Genomic DNA, 15,786 nt, shown 5'->3' with positions numbered 1-15,786 from the left:
TCGACCTCCGCGACCGGGCGCACGCGGCCGATCGCGTTGGTCACGAAGAGCTCGTTGGCGCCCGCGAGCTCGGCGATGGTGAGCCTGCGCTCGAACACCGGCACCTCGAGGGACCGCAGTCGCCCGAGGACGACCTCGCGGGTGACACCCGGAAGGATGCGACCGTCGAGCGCGGGGGTGTGGACCCCGTCGTCGAAGACCGCGAACACGTTGCCGCGCCCCGTCTCCAGGACGGTGCCGTCGTCGTCGACGAGCAGCGGGTCGTGCGTGTCGTCCCACGGTGCGCCGGGAAGCGTGGCCAGCGGCGTGCGGTCGTTCCACTTGACGTCGCCGAGGCCCCCCGGGACCGCGACCGGGCGCAGGACCCACGGCGCCCTCGGGATGGAGCCGGCCGGCGTCGCCCGCACGGTGACGGCGCCGGTGGCGGGTTCGAAGGTCGTACGCAGCCGGTGGTCACCCGCGAGCGAGGCGGCTCTCGCGTCGAGGTCGTCGGTCAGCATCGCGGCGTCGAGCGATACCCCGTACGTCGCCGCGACCGCCTCGGTGAAACGACCGACGTGCCCCTCGAGATCGACGGCGACGTGGTCGCGGACGAGAAGCGTGTCGAAGACTCCGGCGGCGGGATCAGGTCTCAGCGCCCTGCTGGTCGAGGCGCGGCTCCTCTCGCTGGTCGCGGCACGGCTCCCCTCGCTGGTCGAGGCGCGAAGCGATCGAGACCACTGGCCCCCCACTGCTCGCAGCAGCGGCTCCGCCTTCGTGAAGCACTCCCGCAGCTCGTCGTCGGGGTCGGAGTCCGCCACGACGCCGCCGCCCACCCCGAGCCAGACGCGATCACCCCGGATCTCGAACGTCCGGATCACCACGCTCGCCTCGAGACCACGCGGCCCGGCGTACCCGATCGCCCCCGTGTACACCTCCCGCCCGGTCGCCTCCAGCTCACCGATCACCCGCATCGCCCGCACCTTCGGCGCGCCGGTGACCGAGCCAGGCGGGAACGACGCCCGCAGCAGGTCGGCGTCCGTCGCACCGGGCAGCAGCGTCGCCTCGACGTCGGACACGAGGTGCCAGACCCCTGTGTGCCGCTTCGGCGCGGCCGTCGCGGTCACGCGCACGCTTCCCGTCTCGGCGACCCTCCCGAGGTCGTTGCGCACGAGGTCGACGATCATCACGTTCTCGGCGCGGTTCTTCACCGAGGCTGCAAGGTCGGCCGGATCGGTCTCGGCCGGCGCGGTGCCCTTGATCGGTGACGACACCACGCGCGAGCCGGTCCGCCGCAGGTAGCACTCCGGCGACAGGCTGACGATCGTGCCTTCCCGGCCGTCGACGTAAGCCGCGTACGCCGGGGCGAGCGCGGCGACCCCGGCCAAGAACATCTCGAGCCCGGCCCCCGACGCGTCGGCACCCTGGATCCGGGACTCGAGCCGCAGGCAGACGTTCGCCTGGAAGATGTCGCCGGCATGGATGTGGGCGACGGCGCGGCGCACGGCCTCGCGGTGGACGTCGAGATCGGGGACCGGGACGAACGGCTCCAGCGCGTACGCCCGCGGCCCGGGATCGTCGCCGTCGAGCAGGTCGGTCAGCACGCGCCACCGTGCCTCCGTCTCGTCGGGTGCGGCCACCGACTCGAACCACCACTCACCGTCGACGCGGCGGAGCACCGTCTCGTACAACGCGAGGTCGGCGTCGGGCAGCGGATCCGGCCGCGGCGGCACCGGACCGACGTCCTCGAGCCGACTGCCGAGCTGGTAGCCCCACCAGCCGATCCACGTGCCGGCGTCCGTCGCGCCCGCAGGCCCGGTCCCCAGGTCGAACGGGTCCTCGTCGTCGCCGAGCGTGCGTGCGGGGTCGTACGCGACCAGTGCTCGACCGTCGTCCCAGTCCCCGACCAGCGCGACCAGTCGTGTGCGTCCGCGGAGCCGCCGCAGCAGCGAGGCGAGGTCACGCGGACCGACCAGTCGCCGGTCGGTCGGCGGGCTCATTCCGCAGCGGGCTCCGGGACCGCCGTCAGCAGCGCGGCGTCGTGCCTCAGCCACGCGTCCACCGCCTCGTACGCACGGCGTCGCGGCTCGGCGAGCGAGAGGAACACGTCGTGGCGTGCGTCCGGGATCGGCACGACCCGGGTGTCGTTGCCGAGGCAGCCGCACCACCGGGCGATCTGGCGGACGTCGAGCACGGCGTCGGCGGTGTCGGTCTTCTCGGAGTACTCCGGAGCGAAGTGCGTGCGGGTCGAGCGCAGCACCAGCGCCGGCACGCCGATGTCGAGCCCGCGGTGCAGCCTCGCGTGGCCGACGCGGATCGCGCGCATCCACCCGTACGTCACCGGGAACCCGGCGAGCGGCTTCCACGCCACGTCGTAGTCCCACTCTCCGGTCTGCGCGAGGCTCTGGCCGTACGAGTCTCCCGGCGGAAGCTTGATGACACCGGTGGGCTTGAGCCGACCGACGACCTTGATGAGCTCAGTGCCGATCGAACGCCCGAGAGCGGGTCCCTGCAGGTCGAACCAGGGGCTGTTGAGCACGAGCCCGGACACGCCGTCACCGCGGACGCCGCTCGACCGACGACGTCGGTCCAGCCACAGCGGGAGGATGAGGCCGCCCGTCGAGTGAGCGGCCAGCAGCACGTCGGAGCCCGTCTCCTCACGGACGATCGCCAACGCCTGCTCGAGCTCGGCGTCGTACATCGCGAGGTCGGACACGTAGTGCGCCGTGTGTCCCGGCTGGAGCGACCGACCGCACTTGCGGAGGTCGAGCGCGTAGAACGCCATCCCGCGGTCGGCGAAGAAGTCCGCGAGCTCGGTCTGGAAGAAGTAGTCGGTGAAGCCGTGGACGTAGAGGACGGCACCCGTCGTCTGCTCGCCTGCGCGCGGCACCCGGCGTACGAGGGTCGCGTCGATCGCGCCCTCACCGTCCGGATCGGTGCCGAGGTCGATCCGGCGCTGCTCGTAGCCGTCGCCGAGGACGTCCGCCTGCCAGCTGCTCATCGGTGTGCTCCTCTCGCCGGGCCGACGGACCGCGGCCACCACGCCCACAGCGTACGGAACGACGCGTCGGCGTGGGGCCGCAGTCCACAAGCTTGCTGGTCGAGGCGCGAAGCCCTTCGAGCAGCCCTCGCAAGCTTGGGCACCTCAGGACAAGCGATCGAGACCTACTCCACCTTCTCGAACGGCGTCGGCGCCTTGCCGGTCCAGCGGTACAGGTCGAGCGCCCCCGTCTGCAACGCCGTGCCGTTCTCGACGACCCTGCGACCCGAGGCGCCGTAGAAGTAGCCGCCCCCGACCGAGACCAACCCGTACGACGCGTCGAAGGTCCAGCCGAACGTCGAGGACACCGGGTCGTACTGGCCCTGCGGCAGCAGCGACAGGTGGTCACCGAGCTCCGGCGCGGCCTGCCCGCGGACGACCTGCTCGTACGGCGCGCGGTCACCGTCGACGACGAAGAGCGAGTAGTTCGGGAACGACGGCTTGGTGCCCTGGTAGACGGCGAGGAACCAGTGGCGGGACGCCTCGTCGTACTCGAGGTTCTGCACCCCGTACCTGGTGTTGCCGGTGTGGACGAAGAACTTGTTGCGGACCTCGCGCGGGCCGTTGTGGTGTGGCGCGGACTGTTCGAGCGGGCGCTCGTAGCGACGCCAGCCCGACACGTCGTACTCGAGCAGGACCTGGTTGTCGTTGTCGATGCGCTCGTTGTTCGCGTAGACGCCGTACGCGACCCGCAGGACCTGCTTGCCCTTGCCGTGGCGCTTGCCGTCCGCAGGACCGAACGCGACGCCGTCGATGCCGCTGCTGCCGTAGCGGTGGTCGGGAGTGGCCGCGACGTCACCGTCGAAGACGCCGTTGCCGTCCATGTCGGCGGTGAAGTCCTCGACGACCTCCGGGAGGTAGACGGTCGTCATCACGCCGTCGGCCTCGGCGTCCATGCCGACGCGGTCGATCGCGTCACCGTCGAAGACGGCGATGTAGAAGGCCTTCTCCGCCTTGTACTCCAACGATCCGTAGATGCGTCCGTCCTTGGGGTTGATGTCCAGGTCACCGAGGTGGCCCGTGAGGCCCGTGACGGTGCCGAGGACGTTGCCCTCGAGGTCGGTCTTCACCAGCATCTGGGTGAACGACCAGTAGACGATGCCGCGGCGCCGGTCGATCGCGGCACCCTGGACGTGGCTCGTCGGCCACGCACCGCCGTCGATGTGGCGGGGCAGCTTCGGCTCCTGGCCGCCGTGGGCGACCGAGCCCGCGTCCGGGCGGGAGGTCGCCTCGGGGCTCGCCGAGGCTTGCGTGGTGGTGAGCAGGACCGTCGCGGCGGTCGCGGCGATCGCGGCGGCTCGCAGGGTGGACGTGCGCATGGGTTCCTCTCGTCGCTGTCACGAGGCTCGTGACGAGTGCGGGACTCACCCAACGAAGCGAAGAGAGGTGGCGGGAACACGACATCGTGGCAACGAGTCGGCGAACTCCCGCCACGGCCACCTAGTCGTGCGGGATCTCGCTGATGACCTGCGCGCCGAGGGTCCTGCTGAGCAGCTCCTCGTGACTCAGCCCGTCGTTGTCCATCGCCGGGTCGTCGGCGCGGGCGTGATGGTCGGGGTCGTACGCCTCCGGCCGCCCGGCGTCGTCGCGGATGCTCGCCCGCGCCGCAGCGATCGCGTCCGCGCTCGCCCGCTCGCGCACCGGCGCGGCGGAAGAAGGCGCCTCGGGCGCCTCGGCAGCACGAGCCTGCGGCGCCTCGCCACCTTCGGTCGGCCCGTCGGCAGGCGGGGGCTGCTGGGGGGTGGGCTCAGCGGGCCGCTGGGGAGCCGGGGACCGGCCCGGCGTCGGAGCGCTGCCCGCACTGGGATCGACGACCGCCTCGACGCGCCACGTCCCACCGAGCACGTCGGTCAGCGCCTGGACCAGGATCGCGTCCGACCCGCTGCGGGCGAACGAGTCTCGCGCACCGCCGTTGACGAGACCGATCGTGAGCGTGGTGCCTTCGAGGGAGTGGACCTGGGCGTTCTGGCTGAGCATGACCCAGGTGAACCGACGGATCACGCGGACCTTGTCGAGGATGTCGGGCCACAGCCGCCGGACGTCGGCGACACCGGGGACGCCAGTGGGAGCGGAGGCTTCGACCGGGGCACCCTCTCCGCTGGTCGAGGGCGGGCGGAGCGCTGGCGGAGCCTGCATCGAGACCTGGTCTCGATCGCTTCGCGCCTCGACCGGCGGAGGGGCAGACACCTCGACCGGCGGAGGGGCAGACACCTCGACCGGCGGAGCGGGTGGTGCCTCGACCGACGGGACGGTGGGGGCAGCCGCCGCGACCGGCGGGACCGGTGCGGGTGCGTCGCCCACCATCGAGAGGCGCCGCTCGATGCGGTCGAGTCGGGCCTGGATGCCGTCCGGGGTCGCGTCGGCTCCCGGCAGGAGGATGCGAGCACAGATCAGCTCGAGCAGCAGCCGCGGTGCGGTCGCGCCGCGCAGCTCGGTGAGGCCGGCGCTGACCACGTCGGCGGCACGGGTCAGGTCGGCGCGACCGAACCGTGAGGCCTGGTTCTCGACCCGCTCGGCACGGTCGCCGGGGATGTCGATCAGGCCGATCCCGATCGCGTCGGGGACGTTGGCGACGATCACGAGGTCGCGCAGCCGCTGGAGCAGGTCCTCGGCGAAGCGCCGCGGGTCCTGCCCGGTCTCGACGACCTTGTCGACCGCCGCGAACACGGCGCCGCCGTCGCCGGCCGCAAAGGCGTCGATGACCTCGTCGAGCAACGAGTCGGGCGTGTAGCCGAGCAGCGCGGCGGCGAGGTCGTACGTCACGCCCGCGTCGTCGGCGCCGGCGATCAGCTGGTCGAGGACGCTGAGCGTGTCACGCACCGAACCACCGCCGGCCCGCACCACCAGCGGCAGGGCGGTTGCCTCGAGCGGGACGCCCTCCGTACGGCCGAGCTCCTCGAGGTACGCGGTGAGCGTCTTCGGTGGGACGAGCCGGAAGGGGTAGTGGTGGGTCCGCGAACGGATCGTGCCGATGACCTTCTCGGGCTCGGTCGTCGCGAAGATGAACTTGAGGTGGGGCGGCGGCTCCTCGACGAGCTTGAGCAGCGCGTTGAAGCCCTGGCTCGAGACCATGTGGGCCTCGTCGATGATGTAGACCTTGTAGCGGCTGTTGACCGGGGCGAAGAACGCCCGCTCGCGCAGGTCTCGGGCATCGTCGACGCCGCCGTGGCTCGCGGCGTCGATCTCGATGACGTCGATGCTGCCGGGCCCGCCGCGCGCGAGGTCGCGGCAGCTCTGGCACTCGCCGCACGGATCGGCGATCGGAGCCTTCTCGCAGTTGAGGGCGCGCGCAAGGATGCGGGCGCTCGTCGTCTTGCCGCACCCGCGGGGGCCGGAGAAGAGGTACGCGTGGTTCACGCGGTTGTTGGCGAGCGCGTGCCGCAACGGATCGGTCACGTGCGACTGGCCGATCACCTCGGCGAACGTCTCCGGGCGGTAGCGCCGGTACAGAGCCATAGGTTCGTCCACGCATCAACCCTAACGATCGTCCCTGACGTCCCGCAGGCCCTCCTGCGGCGGATGTGGGCATCGAGCGCGGCACCCCTGCGATGCGCAAGGCCCCACGACACATCGGCGTCGCGGGGCCTTCCGGGGGTTTGCTTCATCGCATGGCGCCCGAGGCGCACCTGCTCTGTCCTACCTGTTGGCAAGACGGCGTGCAAGGGTCTCGCCGGACTTTTCCGACTATCCAGAGGGTCATACACAGGCAGTGGAGAACCATCCACAGATCGGGCGAGTTCATCCACAGCTTGCCCACAGGATGACAAGCCATGGGACAGTCCGCGATCAGGCCGACGGCGCCTCCGGAGGCGTACGCCCGAACGTCACCGCCCCAGCAACCTCGGCCGGCGCCCGGTCGACGAGCTGCCGGTCAGGCTCCGCGCCGAGCGCGTCGTTGACCGTCGAGAAGGCGAGGCGCAGCGCCACGAACGCCGTCGCCTCGAAGATCTCGCGGTCACCCAGCCCGACCTCCCGCAGCCGGTCGACGTCGTCGGGTGTCGTCGCGTTCGGGTCGCGGACCACCTGGGTCGCCCAGGCCGACAGCGCGGCGATCCGCGGATCCACGGCGTCGGTGTCTCCCCGAAGCACGCTGGCGGCCGTGGCCGGGTCGGTGAGCTCCGCGAGCCGGCGACCCCACGCCAGGGCGCAGTACGAGTCCTGTCGAGCAGTCGCGGCTGCCACGACGAGGGCGGCACGGTCCTCGTCGGTCAAGGCGCTGTCGTCGGCCACGGCTGCGCGTGCGGCCCTGGCGGCGGCCTCGACGTCGGGGCGCCACGCCCACAGGCGCGTCAGGTTGTTGACGTAGCCGTCGCTCCCACGATCGTCGTCGTAGAGCGCGCGGACCCGGTCGTCGTGCGGTGGCTCGGCGAGGAACATCCAGCCAGGATGCTCCCGCTGACGACCACGCGCGTGGTTGTGCACAGGTCCGGGCGGCGTCAGGACATGAAAAGGTCCCTCGCGCACCCGATAGAGCTCACTTACCCTTGCTGCCTTCCGGCCCTGGGGGAGTTGGGCGAGATACCGCCGCGCGAGGGACTGGAACCATCCTACGCAGTCCGGGCAACCGCTCGACGCCGGGGCCGGACCCGTACCCCGGATTTCAGACGGCGGAGCCCGAACGGGTACCCTGCTCGCGGAGGATTCGCATAGTGGCCTAGTGCGCACGCTTGGAAAGCGTGTTGGGTTAACGCCCTCAGGGGTTCGAATCCCCTATCCTCCGCCACACGCCCGAAGGCCCGGACCGCTCATGCGGTCCGGGCCTTCGGCTGTCGTGCTCAGTCGGTCAGAACCGCTGCCAGGTGCTCGCTGGAGGCACCCAGCCGCGCGACTTCTTGGTGTAGTCGCACACGCCGTCCGGGAACGCCGCCTTCAGCCGCGCCTTCTGGTCGGCGCTGAACGTCACCCCGTAGTCCGACCAGCGGATCGGCTTCAGCGCGCAGGCCAGAACGTCCTGCGCCTTCGACTGACCGGCCACCTGGCGCGGGTTCGAGCCGATCTTGTAGATCGACGCGCACGCGTCGCCACCCGCTGCCCAGTCCGTGCCGACGAGCTGGCCAGTCGGCAGGTAGCACCCGTCGGTGAGCGCCGCCGGCTTGTTCCGCACCACCTTCGCCGCCTTCGACCCGCGAGCGGAGTCCTCACCGATCGCGGTCAGCCACGCGTCCATCGACGACAGCGCGTGGGCGTACGCCGCGGCCGTGAGCGCCGGCAGCGGCAGGTGCGCGACGATCACCTGGTTGTCGGCGTCACCGTTGGCCTTGCGCAGTCGTTCGCGCATCACGAACGACCACTCCGCGGTGTGGAAGTTCGCGGGGACGCCGGCCACGTCCGCGTACGTCCGGAGGTCGATGATCGGGGTCTCCGCGAGGCCTCGCGATGCGGAGTTGAGGATCCCGTACCGGTACGACCCGCGCACGGCCTTGAGATCCGCGCGGCTCCGCTCAGGCACGACGGCGCCAGCCGGGTCGTACCCGCCGATCTTCTCGTTGAGCGTGACGAACTGCTCCGCGCCGATCGCACCGGACGACAGCGCGGCGAGGCCGTACTGCTGCCCGATGTTGTCGAGCGGGCTACGGACGAAGCCGGTCTCCGAGTCACGCCCGACCTGGTTGACGAACTGCTCCATCGCGGCGCAGCGCACTCCGTCGGGGTTGGTCGCGGCGTTCCAGCGCACCTCGACGGGGATGACTGCCGGGCAGGAGTCGGTGGCGGTGATCCGGTTCGCGAAGGCGACGTCCCACGACAGGCAGCTGCTGAGGTTGAGGAACCCGGTGACCGCGCGCTTCTGCTCGGCCGTCCACGACGCCCCGTCCCCCGCGTAGAACCGCTGGAGCAGCCGGCAGTCGGCGTTGGGGCCGTTGGTCGTGGCGACGTCGGGGAAGCCGATGCTCGGGATGATGCCGTCGACGATGCCGGGGTACGTCTCGGCGATCGTGTACTGCTGGATCGCACCGCCGGAGCCGCCCCACCCGATGGTGTGCAGCGGCTCGCCGTACGTCTCGACGACGTGCTCCTTGACCATCATCGCCGCCTCGGCGGAGATGATCGGGCTGCAGTTGTTGTCGAGCACGTTGAGCGACGACGAGGCGACGACGTACCCCTTGGAGAGCATGGAGTCGTCGAGCACGCCGCCGGTGCTCGCGCCCTGGTGGTAGCCGCCGTTGCAGCCGCCGCCGAACGTGTAGACGAGGCGGTCGTTCCAGGTGGCCTCCGGCGCCGTCGGCGACGGGTCGGTGCCGTCGTAGAGCCCAGCGACCTGGTAGACGGCGCGGTCGATCGTGCCGGTCTCGAGACGGACGACGTACGGGAACGTCCGCCCGCCGACCGTCACCGTGGACGCGTCGGCCGGGACCTGGCTCGGGTCGGCGAGCGCCTTGAAGGCGTTGCCTGCTCGGTACTGGTAGGTGACCTTCGTGGCCGCGTCGCAGTCCGGCTGCGTCGACGCACCCAGCCCGAACGCCTCGGTCTCGCAGTAGAACGGTGTCTGCTGCGGCCCGGAGAGCACCGGCCCCTGGATGCGGTGGTTGTTGACCACGCGAGCACCGAGGCGCCACCCGGAGTGGGCGGAGACGATGTTGATGCCGTTGCGCAGACCGTCGACGAGGCCGAGGCGGCTCCCGTCAGGCTGCTCGACCAGGGACGCATCCGTACGGCGGCCGTTGACGAGGAGCGTCACGCGCCCGTCACCGGCCCCCTTCACGCGGACCAGGACGTCTCCGCCGCTGACCAGGCTGGGCCGCGGGTTCGAGACAGTCTCGACGGTGAGCGGGCCGCCATGGCCGCGGTCTCCACCGGCCGGGACGGCGCCGTTCGCCGGAACGGTCGCCAACCCCGCGACCAGCAGCCCCGAGACCATCACGCCCGCTGCCGGGCCGACTCCCCACGCACGCTTCACACGCATGAGCACACACCTCTCGCCATCGAGTGCACCGGCATCGCCGGGCGGGCGCAGGTGGTCCCGCGGGACGACGCTAGTGTGTGACCCAGGACACGTCCAGCGTTTCAGGTCACAGTTCGACCCGTACGATCGCGCGCCGTCAGGAGCGCCTCGGACGCCTGTCTACACTGCAGTGGTGATCTTTCGAGGAGTGGGCGAGGGCCGGCCGTACCCTGAGCACGGCCTGACCCAGAGCCAGTGGGCCAAGCTGCCTCCGCAGCAGGTCCGCCTGGACACCCTCGTCACGGTGAAGCGGCAGCTCGACCTCGCGAGCCTCCTCGACGAGGACTCGACGTTCTTCGGCGACCTGTTCCCGCACGTCGTCGAGTGGCAGAACGTCCTCTACCTCGAGGACGGGCTCCACCGCGCGCTCCGTGCAGCGCTCCAGCAGCGCCAGGTCATGCACGCACGTATCTACCCGATGGACAGGTGACCATGAACCGGGGCTTGCGCACCTTCCTCACGCTGTCGGTGCTGACTGCCGTCCTCATCGGCGGGACGTACTACGGCGTCCGGCTCCTGTTCGCCGACGCGCCCGAGCTTCCGGACGCCGACGCGGTCAGCTCGTGCCGCAACCGCACCCTCGAGCCGGGCGAGCAGCTCGCGACGAACCAGGTGAGCGTGAACGTCCTCAACGCCGGCGGGCGCTCCGGCATGGCCAACCGGACGATGATCAACCTCGAGGGCATCGGCTTCATCCGCGGCACGGTCGGCAACGCCCCGGCCGACACCCGGATCGCCAACGTCCGCGTCGTCGCTCGCGACCCCAAGCGTGCGGACGCACGGCTCGTCGGCGCGCAGTTCAAGGGCAAGGTCCAGTACACGAAGGGCACGCCCGAGGACGAGGCGAGCGTCGCCGTCTACATCGGCAGCGGCTTCAAGGGCATGAAGAAGACCCCGGTCCCGGCCGTCAAGGCGAAGACCCGCTTCACCATGTGCGCTCCGGTCGCGCCGGCCGTCTGAGCCGCCCCACCCGTACGACCGGCCGCGTCGCCGTCAGCTGGTGACCGCGACCACCCCCAGGTGGTTCGAGATCGACGTGTAGCGCTCCGCGTAGAGCCGCACCCCGCTCATGTCGTACGCGACGACCATCCCGCGGATCGACGCGCGCGCGGCGTCGGGGTTGCGCCAGTAGACGGGCCCTCCGCTGTCACCGCTGTGGACGATCCGCAGGTCGTCGTCGCGCCGACCTCGCATCAGGTACGTCGTGCAGGTCGACGGGCGGTCGGCGTCGTCGCAGAACGTCGCCGACAGGCTCTTGATCTTGATCCCGCAGATCGACCGGGAGACGTAGCCCGACGCGCAGACCGAGTCACCGATCGACCCGTCGTTGGCAGCACCGACGACCCGGACGGCCTCGGTGTCACGACCGTCGGTGTAGAGGTAGTTCGAGTACGTGGAGCCGCTCAGCAGAGCCTGGTCGTAGTCGGGATAGCCTGCACGCCCCGCCGTACGACCGAAGTAGACGCCGCCCGAGTGCCAGGTCGTGCCGTTCGCTCCGCAGTGCCCGGCGACGACGCCGTACCGCGTGCTCGACGTCTTGCTCCGCACCGCGAACCCGGACGTGCAGCTGCTTCCGCCCGAGTTGGTGATGCGTGCGCCGGCCCAGTGTGGCGCGGTGTCGACGGCGCGGGACGTGCGTGCCGACTCACCGGTGTAGCGGACGACGACGGCCTCGGCCGGAGCACCCACCACGGACGGTTCCTCGACGCCCAGGCGGGCGGCGGCGGTGGGGGGCGCCGCGCCCTCGACGTCCACCACGACGGCCTCGAGCTCGGGGTCGAGGTCCAGCCCGTACGCCCCGGACGGTGCGGTGTCCGCCGACCGCCAGTGCTGCCCGACGACCCCCTCCCACGCGGCGCGGAGCTCGTCGGCGGTCCGTTCGGAGGTCTCGACGGCGAGGAGGTAACGAGCCGTCGAGGGCAGGCCCGTCGTCAGCCGGGAGACGAGCGCCTTCCCGTCGGTGCCTCGGGTGACGACGAGCGTGTAGCCCTCCGAGGGGCTGCCCTCGACACCGATGAGGCCGATGTCGAGGCTCACCGGCACCCCGTCGGCCGGCTTGTCACCCTTCGGCGTCAGCAGCGCGGTCACCCGGTCGGCGACGGCGCGCTGGAGCGGCGTAGGCACAGGGCCGTCCTCCGCGAGGACGGCTGCGGTGGACCCGAGGTCGGAGACGGCGGACGGTTCGAGAGTGGCGTCGTCACCCTGAGCCGGGCTCCCGGCGGCGACGAGCAGTCCGGCCCCGAGCGCCAGTGCGGCAGCCGGGGCGAGTACGAGCAGGCGTGGAGTCGTCATCAGGAGCTCCTTTGTCGCAAGGTTCGTACCAGGAGGCTAGCGGCTCCCTCCCTGGACCGCACCGCGATGCTTTGATTAGGCTTACCTCTGCAAATCTGTCCCCTTCCAGGAGGTCGCCGTGACCACCACCACCGACACCGCCGTCCAGGCTTGGCGGTTCTTCGAGGTCGAGGTCGCACGGACCACCCTTCTGTCGCGCTCGTTCGTCCGTCTCACCTTCCGCGGCGACGACCTCCACGAGATGGCCGACAACGGGTATGACCAGCGCATCAAGCTGATGCTCCCCGACTCGACCGGCGGCTACGAGCACGCACCGAGCGGCGCCGACTGGTACGGCGAGTGGGTCGCACTGCCCGACGAGCACCGCAACCCGCTCCGGACGTACACGATCCGCGCCGTACGCCCGGAGGTCGGCGAGGTCGACATCGACGTCGTGATGCACGGACCGACCGGTCCGGCGGGGCGCTTCGCCGACTCCTGCCGCCCCGGCTCCCGCGCGGTCCTCATGGGCCCGAACGCGCTCCACCCGGGGCCGCACGGGGCGGTCGAGTTCGCCGTACCGTCCTCCGACCGCCCCCTCCTCCTCGTCGGCGACGAGACCGCCGTGCCTGCGATCAGCCGCATCCTCGAGGACCTCCCCAGCGACGTCCGTGGCCACGCCCTCATCGAGGTTCCCCACGCCGAGGACTTCACCGACCTGGCTCGGCCGACCGGCATCGCGCTGACCTGGCTCGCCCGTGAGGGCTCGCCCCACGGCGAACGTCTCATCCCCGCGGTCCGCAAGGTGGCCTCCTCGATGCTCGGCGACTCGACAACGGCCGGCACGGCACCGCTCGCCGACATCGACGTGGACCACGACATCCTCTGGGAGGTCCCGCTCGACGACAGCGGCATGCCGCTCCCGCCCACCGGCGACCTGTACGCCTGGCTCGCGGGCGAGTCCTCCGTCATCAAGACGTTGCGCCGGTTCCTGGTGTCCGAGCGCGGTGTCGACCGACGGTCTGTGGCGTTCATGGGCTACTGGCGGTTGGGTCGACCCGAGTCCTGACCCCGTAGGCTCCGCTCCATGATCGAAGCGGTCGTGTTCGACATGGACGGCGTGCTCATCGACTCCGAGGAGCGCTGGGACGCGGCGCGACGCGACGTGGTCGCAGCCGCCGGCCGGCCGTTCCCCGACGAGGCGACCCGCGCCATGCAGGGGATGAGCGCGCCCGAGTGGGAGCGCTACCTCCACGACGAGCTGGGTGTCCCGGACCCGCCCGGTCAGATCGGTCGCTCCGTCGTCGAGGCGATGACCGCGGGATACCACGACTCGCTGCCGCTCCTCCCGGGCGCCGTCGAGGCCGTGACCGCGCTCGCCCAGGCGTACCCGCTCGCCGTCGCCTCGTCCGCCAACCGCTCGCTCATCGACCTCGTCCTCGAGCTCGCCGGGATCGCGTCGTCCTTCGACGCCGTCGTCTCGAGCGAAGAGGTCGACCGCGGCAAGCCTGCGCCCGACGTCTACCTCGAGGCGGCGACGCGCCTGTGCATCGATGCCCAGGCCTGCGCCGCGGTCGAGGACTCCTCGAACGGCCTCCGGTCCGCGCACGCTGCCCGGATGACGGTGATCGCCGTGCCGAACGCCGCGTACCCGCCGGCCGACGACGCGCTCGCCCTCGCGGCCGTCACGGTGCAGCGCGTCGACGCCGTCACGCCCGAGCTCGTGGCCGGGCTGGGCTGACCGTCGTCGCTGCGGCTACCCGTGCGGCGGAGCGGCGGGGAGCCGCACGGTCACGCGGAGCCCACCACCGTCCCGCGGAGTGAGGACGAGGGTGCCGCTGTGCGCGTGGACGATGCTCCTCACGATGGCCAGGCCGAGGCCGACACCGGTGTGGTCCGTGCGTACGCGTTGGCTGCCGCGCTGGAACGGCTCGGTGAGCGTCGAGACCAGCATCGGGGTGAGCGCCTCGCCGGTGTTCTCGACCGTGAGCTCGACAGTGCGGTCGTGCACGCCGGTCGTGATGCGCACGGTGCCGTGATCCGGCAGGTTGTGGACGATCGCGTTGTGCACGAGGTTCGTCGTCATCTGCTGCAGCAGCGCACGCGATCCGAGGGTCGAGGCGATGTCGCCGGACGTCTCGAGAGTGAGCCCGCGCCGCTCGGCCAGCGGAAGCAGCGTCTCCGTGGCCTCTTCGGCGACGAGTGACAGGTCGACGCGCTCTCGGGTGAACGCCCCCTGGTCGGCGCGGCTGAGCATCAGCAGCGCCTCAGTGAGGTCGATCGCCCGTGCGTTGACGAAGCGGAGACGCTCGACGAGCTCGTCGGTGTCAGGATCGGGGTCGTTGCCGGCCACCTCGAGGAGCGTCTGCGTGATCGCCAACGGGGTGCGCAGCTCGTGGGAGGCGTTGGCCGCGAACCGCTTCTGCTCCGCGTCGTGCGCCTCGAGCCGCGCGAGCATGGTGTCGAAGTCGTCTGCCAGCTCGCGGAACTCGTCCTTGCGGCCCTCCATCTGGATCCGGTGGGAGAGCGATCCTTCGGCGGCCAGGCGGGTGGCGCTGGTGATGCGGCTGAGGGGCGCGAGCATGCGACCGGCGAGGATCCACCCTCCCACGAGGCCGAGCACGAGCAGGACCGCCAACGCCTGAGCCGCCCGGGGGGCGAAGGCGTCCAGGAGATCGGAGCGGGTGGGATTGAAAGGACCAGGGCCGAAGCTCGCCCGATCGGGCACGTAGCGCAGCAGGAACAGCCACACCACGGCGAGCAGCATCGCGCCGGCGACCATGAGAAAGCCGGCATAGCTGAGGGTGAGCTTGAGACGGACGCTCAGGCCCGGCGCTCTAGCCACGTCCGCCGCCCTCGCGCCCGGGTCCCGGCGAGGCGCTGATGCGGTAGCCGACACCGGGCACGGTGGCGATCAGCCACGGCTCGCCGAGCCGCTTGCGCAGAGCCGAGACAGTGATGCGTACGGCGTTGGTGAACGGGTCGGCGTTCTCGTCCCAGGCCCGTTCCAGAAGGTCCTCGGCACTCACGACACCGCCGTCGGCAGCGACGAGCACCTCGAGCACCGCGAACTGCTTGCGGGTGAGCGCGACGTAACGATCGTCGCGGTAGACCTCGCGGCGGAACGGGTCCAGCCGAAGGCCCGCGATCTCTCGTACCGGGGGCCTGCTGTGGGCTCGCCGCCGGTCGAGTGCCCTGAGCCGGAGTACGAGCTCACGGAGGTCGAACGGCTTCGTGAGGTAGTCGTCGGCACCGAGCTGGAACCCCGAGGCCAGGTCGTCGAGCCGGTCGGCGGCGGTGAGCATCAGGATCGGCATGCCGCTGCCGGAGGCGACGATGCGCTTCGCGATCTCGTCGCCGGAAGGTCCGGGGACGTCTCGGTCGAGGACGGCGATGTCGTAGGCGTTGACGTCCAGCATCTCCAGCGCGGTGTCACCGTCGCCGGCGATGTCGGCCGCGATCGCCTCGAGGCGCAACCCAGCACGGATGGCCTCCGCCATGTAGGGCTCGTCCTCGACGACCAGCACGCGCATCCCTCGATGCTAGTGAGAAGCGC

Annotated in this window: 12 protein-coding genes, 1 tRNA gene, 1 other RNA gene and 1 pseudogene; 5 read left to right on the top strand and 10 right to left on the bottom strand. The window is 71.1% G+C overall.

The features are described 5' to 3' along the window. Positions 1–14: 14 nt before the first annotated feature. From AB3M34_RS01315 to ffs, 6 genes and pseudogenes are all read right to left on the bottom strand, one after another. Positions 15–1,979: pseudogene (locus tag AB3M34_RS01315) on the bottom strand (chorismate-binding protein); the annotation flags it as partial. Further along, positions 1,976–2,980, bottom strand: a complete 1,005-nt coding sequence (locus AB3M34_RS01310) for an alpha/beta hydrolase (RefSeq protein WP_370617274.1) — start codon at positions 2,978–2,980, stop codon at positions 1,976–1,978. The pseudogene AB3M34_RS01315 and the gene AB3M34_RS01310, both read right to left, overlap by 4 nt. A 164-nt stretch (positions 2,981–3,144) precedes the next feature. Then, complete coding sequence (locus tag AB3M34_RS01305; protein ID WP_370617273.1) at positions 3,145–4,338, bottom strand: hypothetical protein; 1,194 nt, start codon at positions 4,336–4,338, stop codon at positions 3,145–3,147. Positions 4,339–4,459: 121 nt separating this feature from the next. Continuing rightward, the gene (locus AB3M34_RS01300) at positions 4,460–6,487 is read right to left on the bottom strand and encodes a DNA polymerase III subunit gamma and tau (protein WP_407070171.1); all 2,028 of its coding nucleotides are present in this window, start codon (positions 6,485–6,487) and stop codon (positions 4,460–4,462) included. Between the two features lie 318 nt (positions 6,488–6,805). Continuing rightward, positions 6,806–7,396, bottom strand: a complete 591-nt coding sequence (locus tag AB3M34_RS01295) for a carboxymuconolactone decarboxylase family protein (protein WP_370617272.1) — start codon at positions 7,394–7,396, stop codon at positions 6,806–6,808. A gap of 67 nt (positions 7,397–7,463) precedes the next feature. Then, positions 7,464–7,560, bottom strand: an RNA gene (ffs, locus tag AB3M34_RS01290) — signal recognition particle sRNA small type. Positions 7,561–7,654: 94 nt separating this feature from the next. Here ffs and AB3M34_RS01285 point away from each other — a divergent pair. After that, positions 7,655–7,742: transfer RNA gene (locus tag AB3M34_RS01285), tRNA-Ser, on the top strand. 60 nt (positions 7,743–7,802) lie between these two features. Here AB3M34_RS01285 and AB3M34_RS01280 read toward each other — a convergent pair. Continuing rightward, entirely contained in the window at positions 7,803–9,920 is a 2,118-nt protein-coding gene (locus AB3M34_RS01280) for a DUF6351 family protein (protein WP_370617271.1), read from the bottom strand. A gap of 172 nt (positions 9,921–10,092) precedes the next feature. Here AB3M34_RS01280 and AB3M34_RS01275 point away from each other — a divergent pair, with 172 nt between their 5' ends. Together AB3M34_RS01275 and AB3M34_RS01270 are read left to right on the top strand one after the other, a co-directional pair. Beyond that, entirely contained in the window at positions 10,093–10,389 is a 297-nt protein-coding gene (locus AB3M34_RS01275) for a type II toxin-antitoxin system VapB family antitoxin (protein ID WP_370617270.1), read from the top strand. A 2-nt stretch (positions 10,390–10,391) separates the two neighbouring features. After that, complete coding sequence (locus AB3M34_RS01270; protein WP_370617269.1) at positions 10,392–10,919, top strand: LytR C-terminal domain-containing protein; 528 nt, start codon at positions 10,392–10,394, stop codon at positions 10,917–10,919. Between the two features lie 33 nt (positions 10,920–10,952). Here the strand turns inward: AB3M34_RS01270 and AB3M34_RS01265 are convergent, their stop codons facing one another. Beyond that, positions 10,953–12,251, bottom strand: coding sequence for a hypothetical protein (locus AB3M34_RS01265; RefSeq protein ID WP_370617268.1), 1,299 nt, complete (start codon positions 12,249–12,251; stop codon positions 10,953–10,955). A 118-nt stretch (positions 12,252–12,369) separates the two neighbouring features. On the opposite strand from AB3M34_RS01265, the gene AB3M34_RS01260 reads away from it, so the two are divergent. After that, a complete protein-coding gene (locus AB3M34_RS01260) occupies positions 12,370–13,299 on the top strand; it encodes a siderophore-interacting protein (RefSeq protein ID WP_370617267.1) in 930 nt (309 codons plus the stop codon). 18 nt (positions 13,300–13,317) lie between these two features. Next, entirely contained in the window at positions 13,318–13,971 is a 654-nt protein-coding gene (locus tag AB3M34_RS01255) for an HAD family hydrolase (protein WP_370617266.1), read from the top strand. A gap of 15 nt (positions 13,972–13,986) precedes the next feature. Here AB3M34_RS01255 and AB3M34_RS01250 read toward each other — a convergent pair whose 3' ends face one another. Then, positions 13,987–15,075, bottom strand: a complete 1,089-nt coding sequence (locus AB3M34_RS01250; RefSeq protein ID WP_370617265.1) for a sensor histidine kinase — start codon at positions 15,073–15,075, stop codon at positions 13,987–13,989. Next, a complete protein-coding gene (locus AB3M34_RS01245) occupies positions 15,068–15,763 on the bottom strand; it encodes a response regulator transcription factor (protein ID WP_370617264.1) in 696 nt (231 codons plus the stop codon). Before AB3M34_RS01245 ends, AB3M34_RS01250 begins: the two co-directional genes overlap by 8 nt. Positions 15,764–15,786: the final 23 nt, after the last annotated feature.

The organism is Mumia sp. Pv4-285, assembly GCF_041320275.1.
Classification (GTDB): Bacteria; Actinomycetota; Actinomycetes; order Propionibacteriales; family Nocardioidaceae; genus Mumia; species Mumia qirimensis.
The sequence above is the reverse complement of the archived record's forward strand: the minus strand, read 5'-3'. Positions and strand labels throughout refer to the sequence as shown.

What these genes read in the sequence shown, in the direction of transcription:
- AB3M34_RS01295 (WP_370617272.1), bottom strand. Translation starts at nt 7,396, where the DNA reads ATGTTCCTCGCCGAGCCACCGCACGACGACCGGGTCCGCGCGCTCTAC.
- AB3M34_RS01280 (WP_370617271.1), bottom strand. Translation starts at nt 9,920, where the DNA reads ATGCGTGTGAAGCGTGCGTGGGGAGTCGGCCCGGCAGCGGGCGTGATG.
- AB3M34_RS01245 (WP_370617264.1), bottom strand. Translation starts at nt 15,763, where the DNA reads ATGCGCGTGCTGGTCGTCGAGGACGAGCCCTACATGGCGGAGGCCATC.
- AB3M34_RS01270 (WP_370617269.1), top strand. Translation starts at nt 10,392, where the DNA reads ATGAACCGGGGCTTGCGCACCTTCCTCACGCTGTCGGTGCTGACTGCC.
- AB3M34_RS01255 (WP_370617266.1), top strand. Translation starts at nt 13,318, where the DNA reads ATGATCGAAGCGGTCGTGTTCGACATGGACGGCGTGCTCATCGACTCC.
- AB3M34_RS01305 (WP_370617273.1), bottom strand. Translation starts at nt 4,338, where the DNA reads ATGCGCACGTCCACCCTGCGAGCCGCCGCGATCGCCGCGACCGCCGCG.
- AB3M34_RS01265 (WP_370617268.1), bottom strand. Translation starts at nt 12,251, where the DNA reads ATGACGACTCCACGCCTGCTCGTACTCGCCCCGGCTGCCGCACTGGCG.
- AB3M34_RS01310 (WP_370617274.1), bottom strand. Translation starts at nt 2,980, where the DNA reads ATGAGCAGCTGGCAGGCGGACGTCCTCGGCGACGGCTACGAGCAGCGC.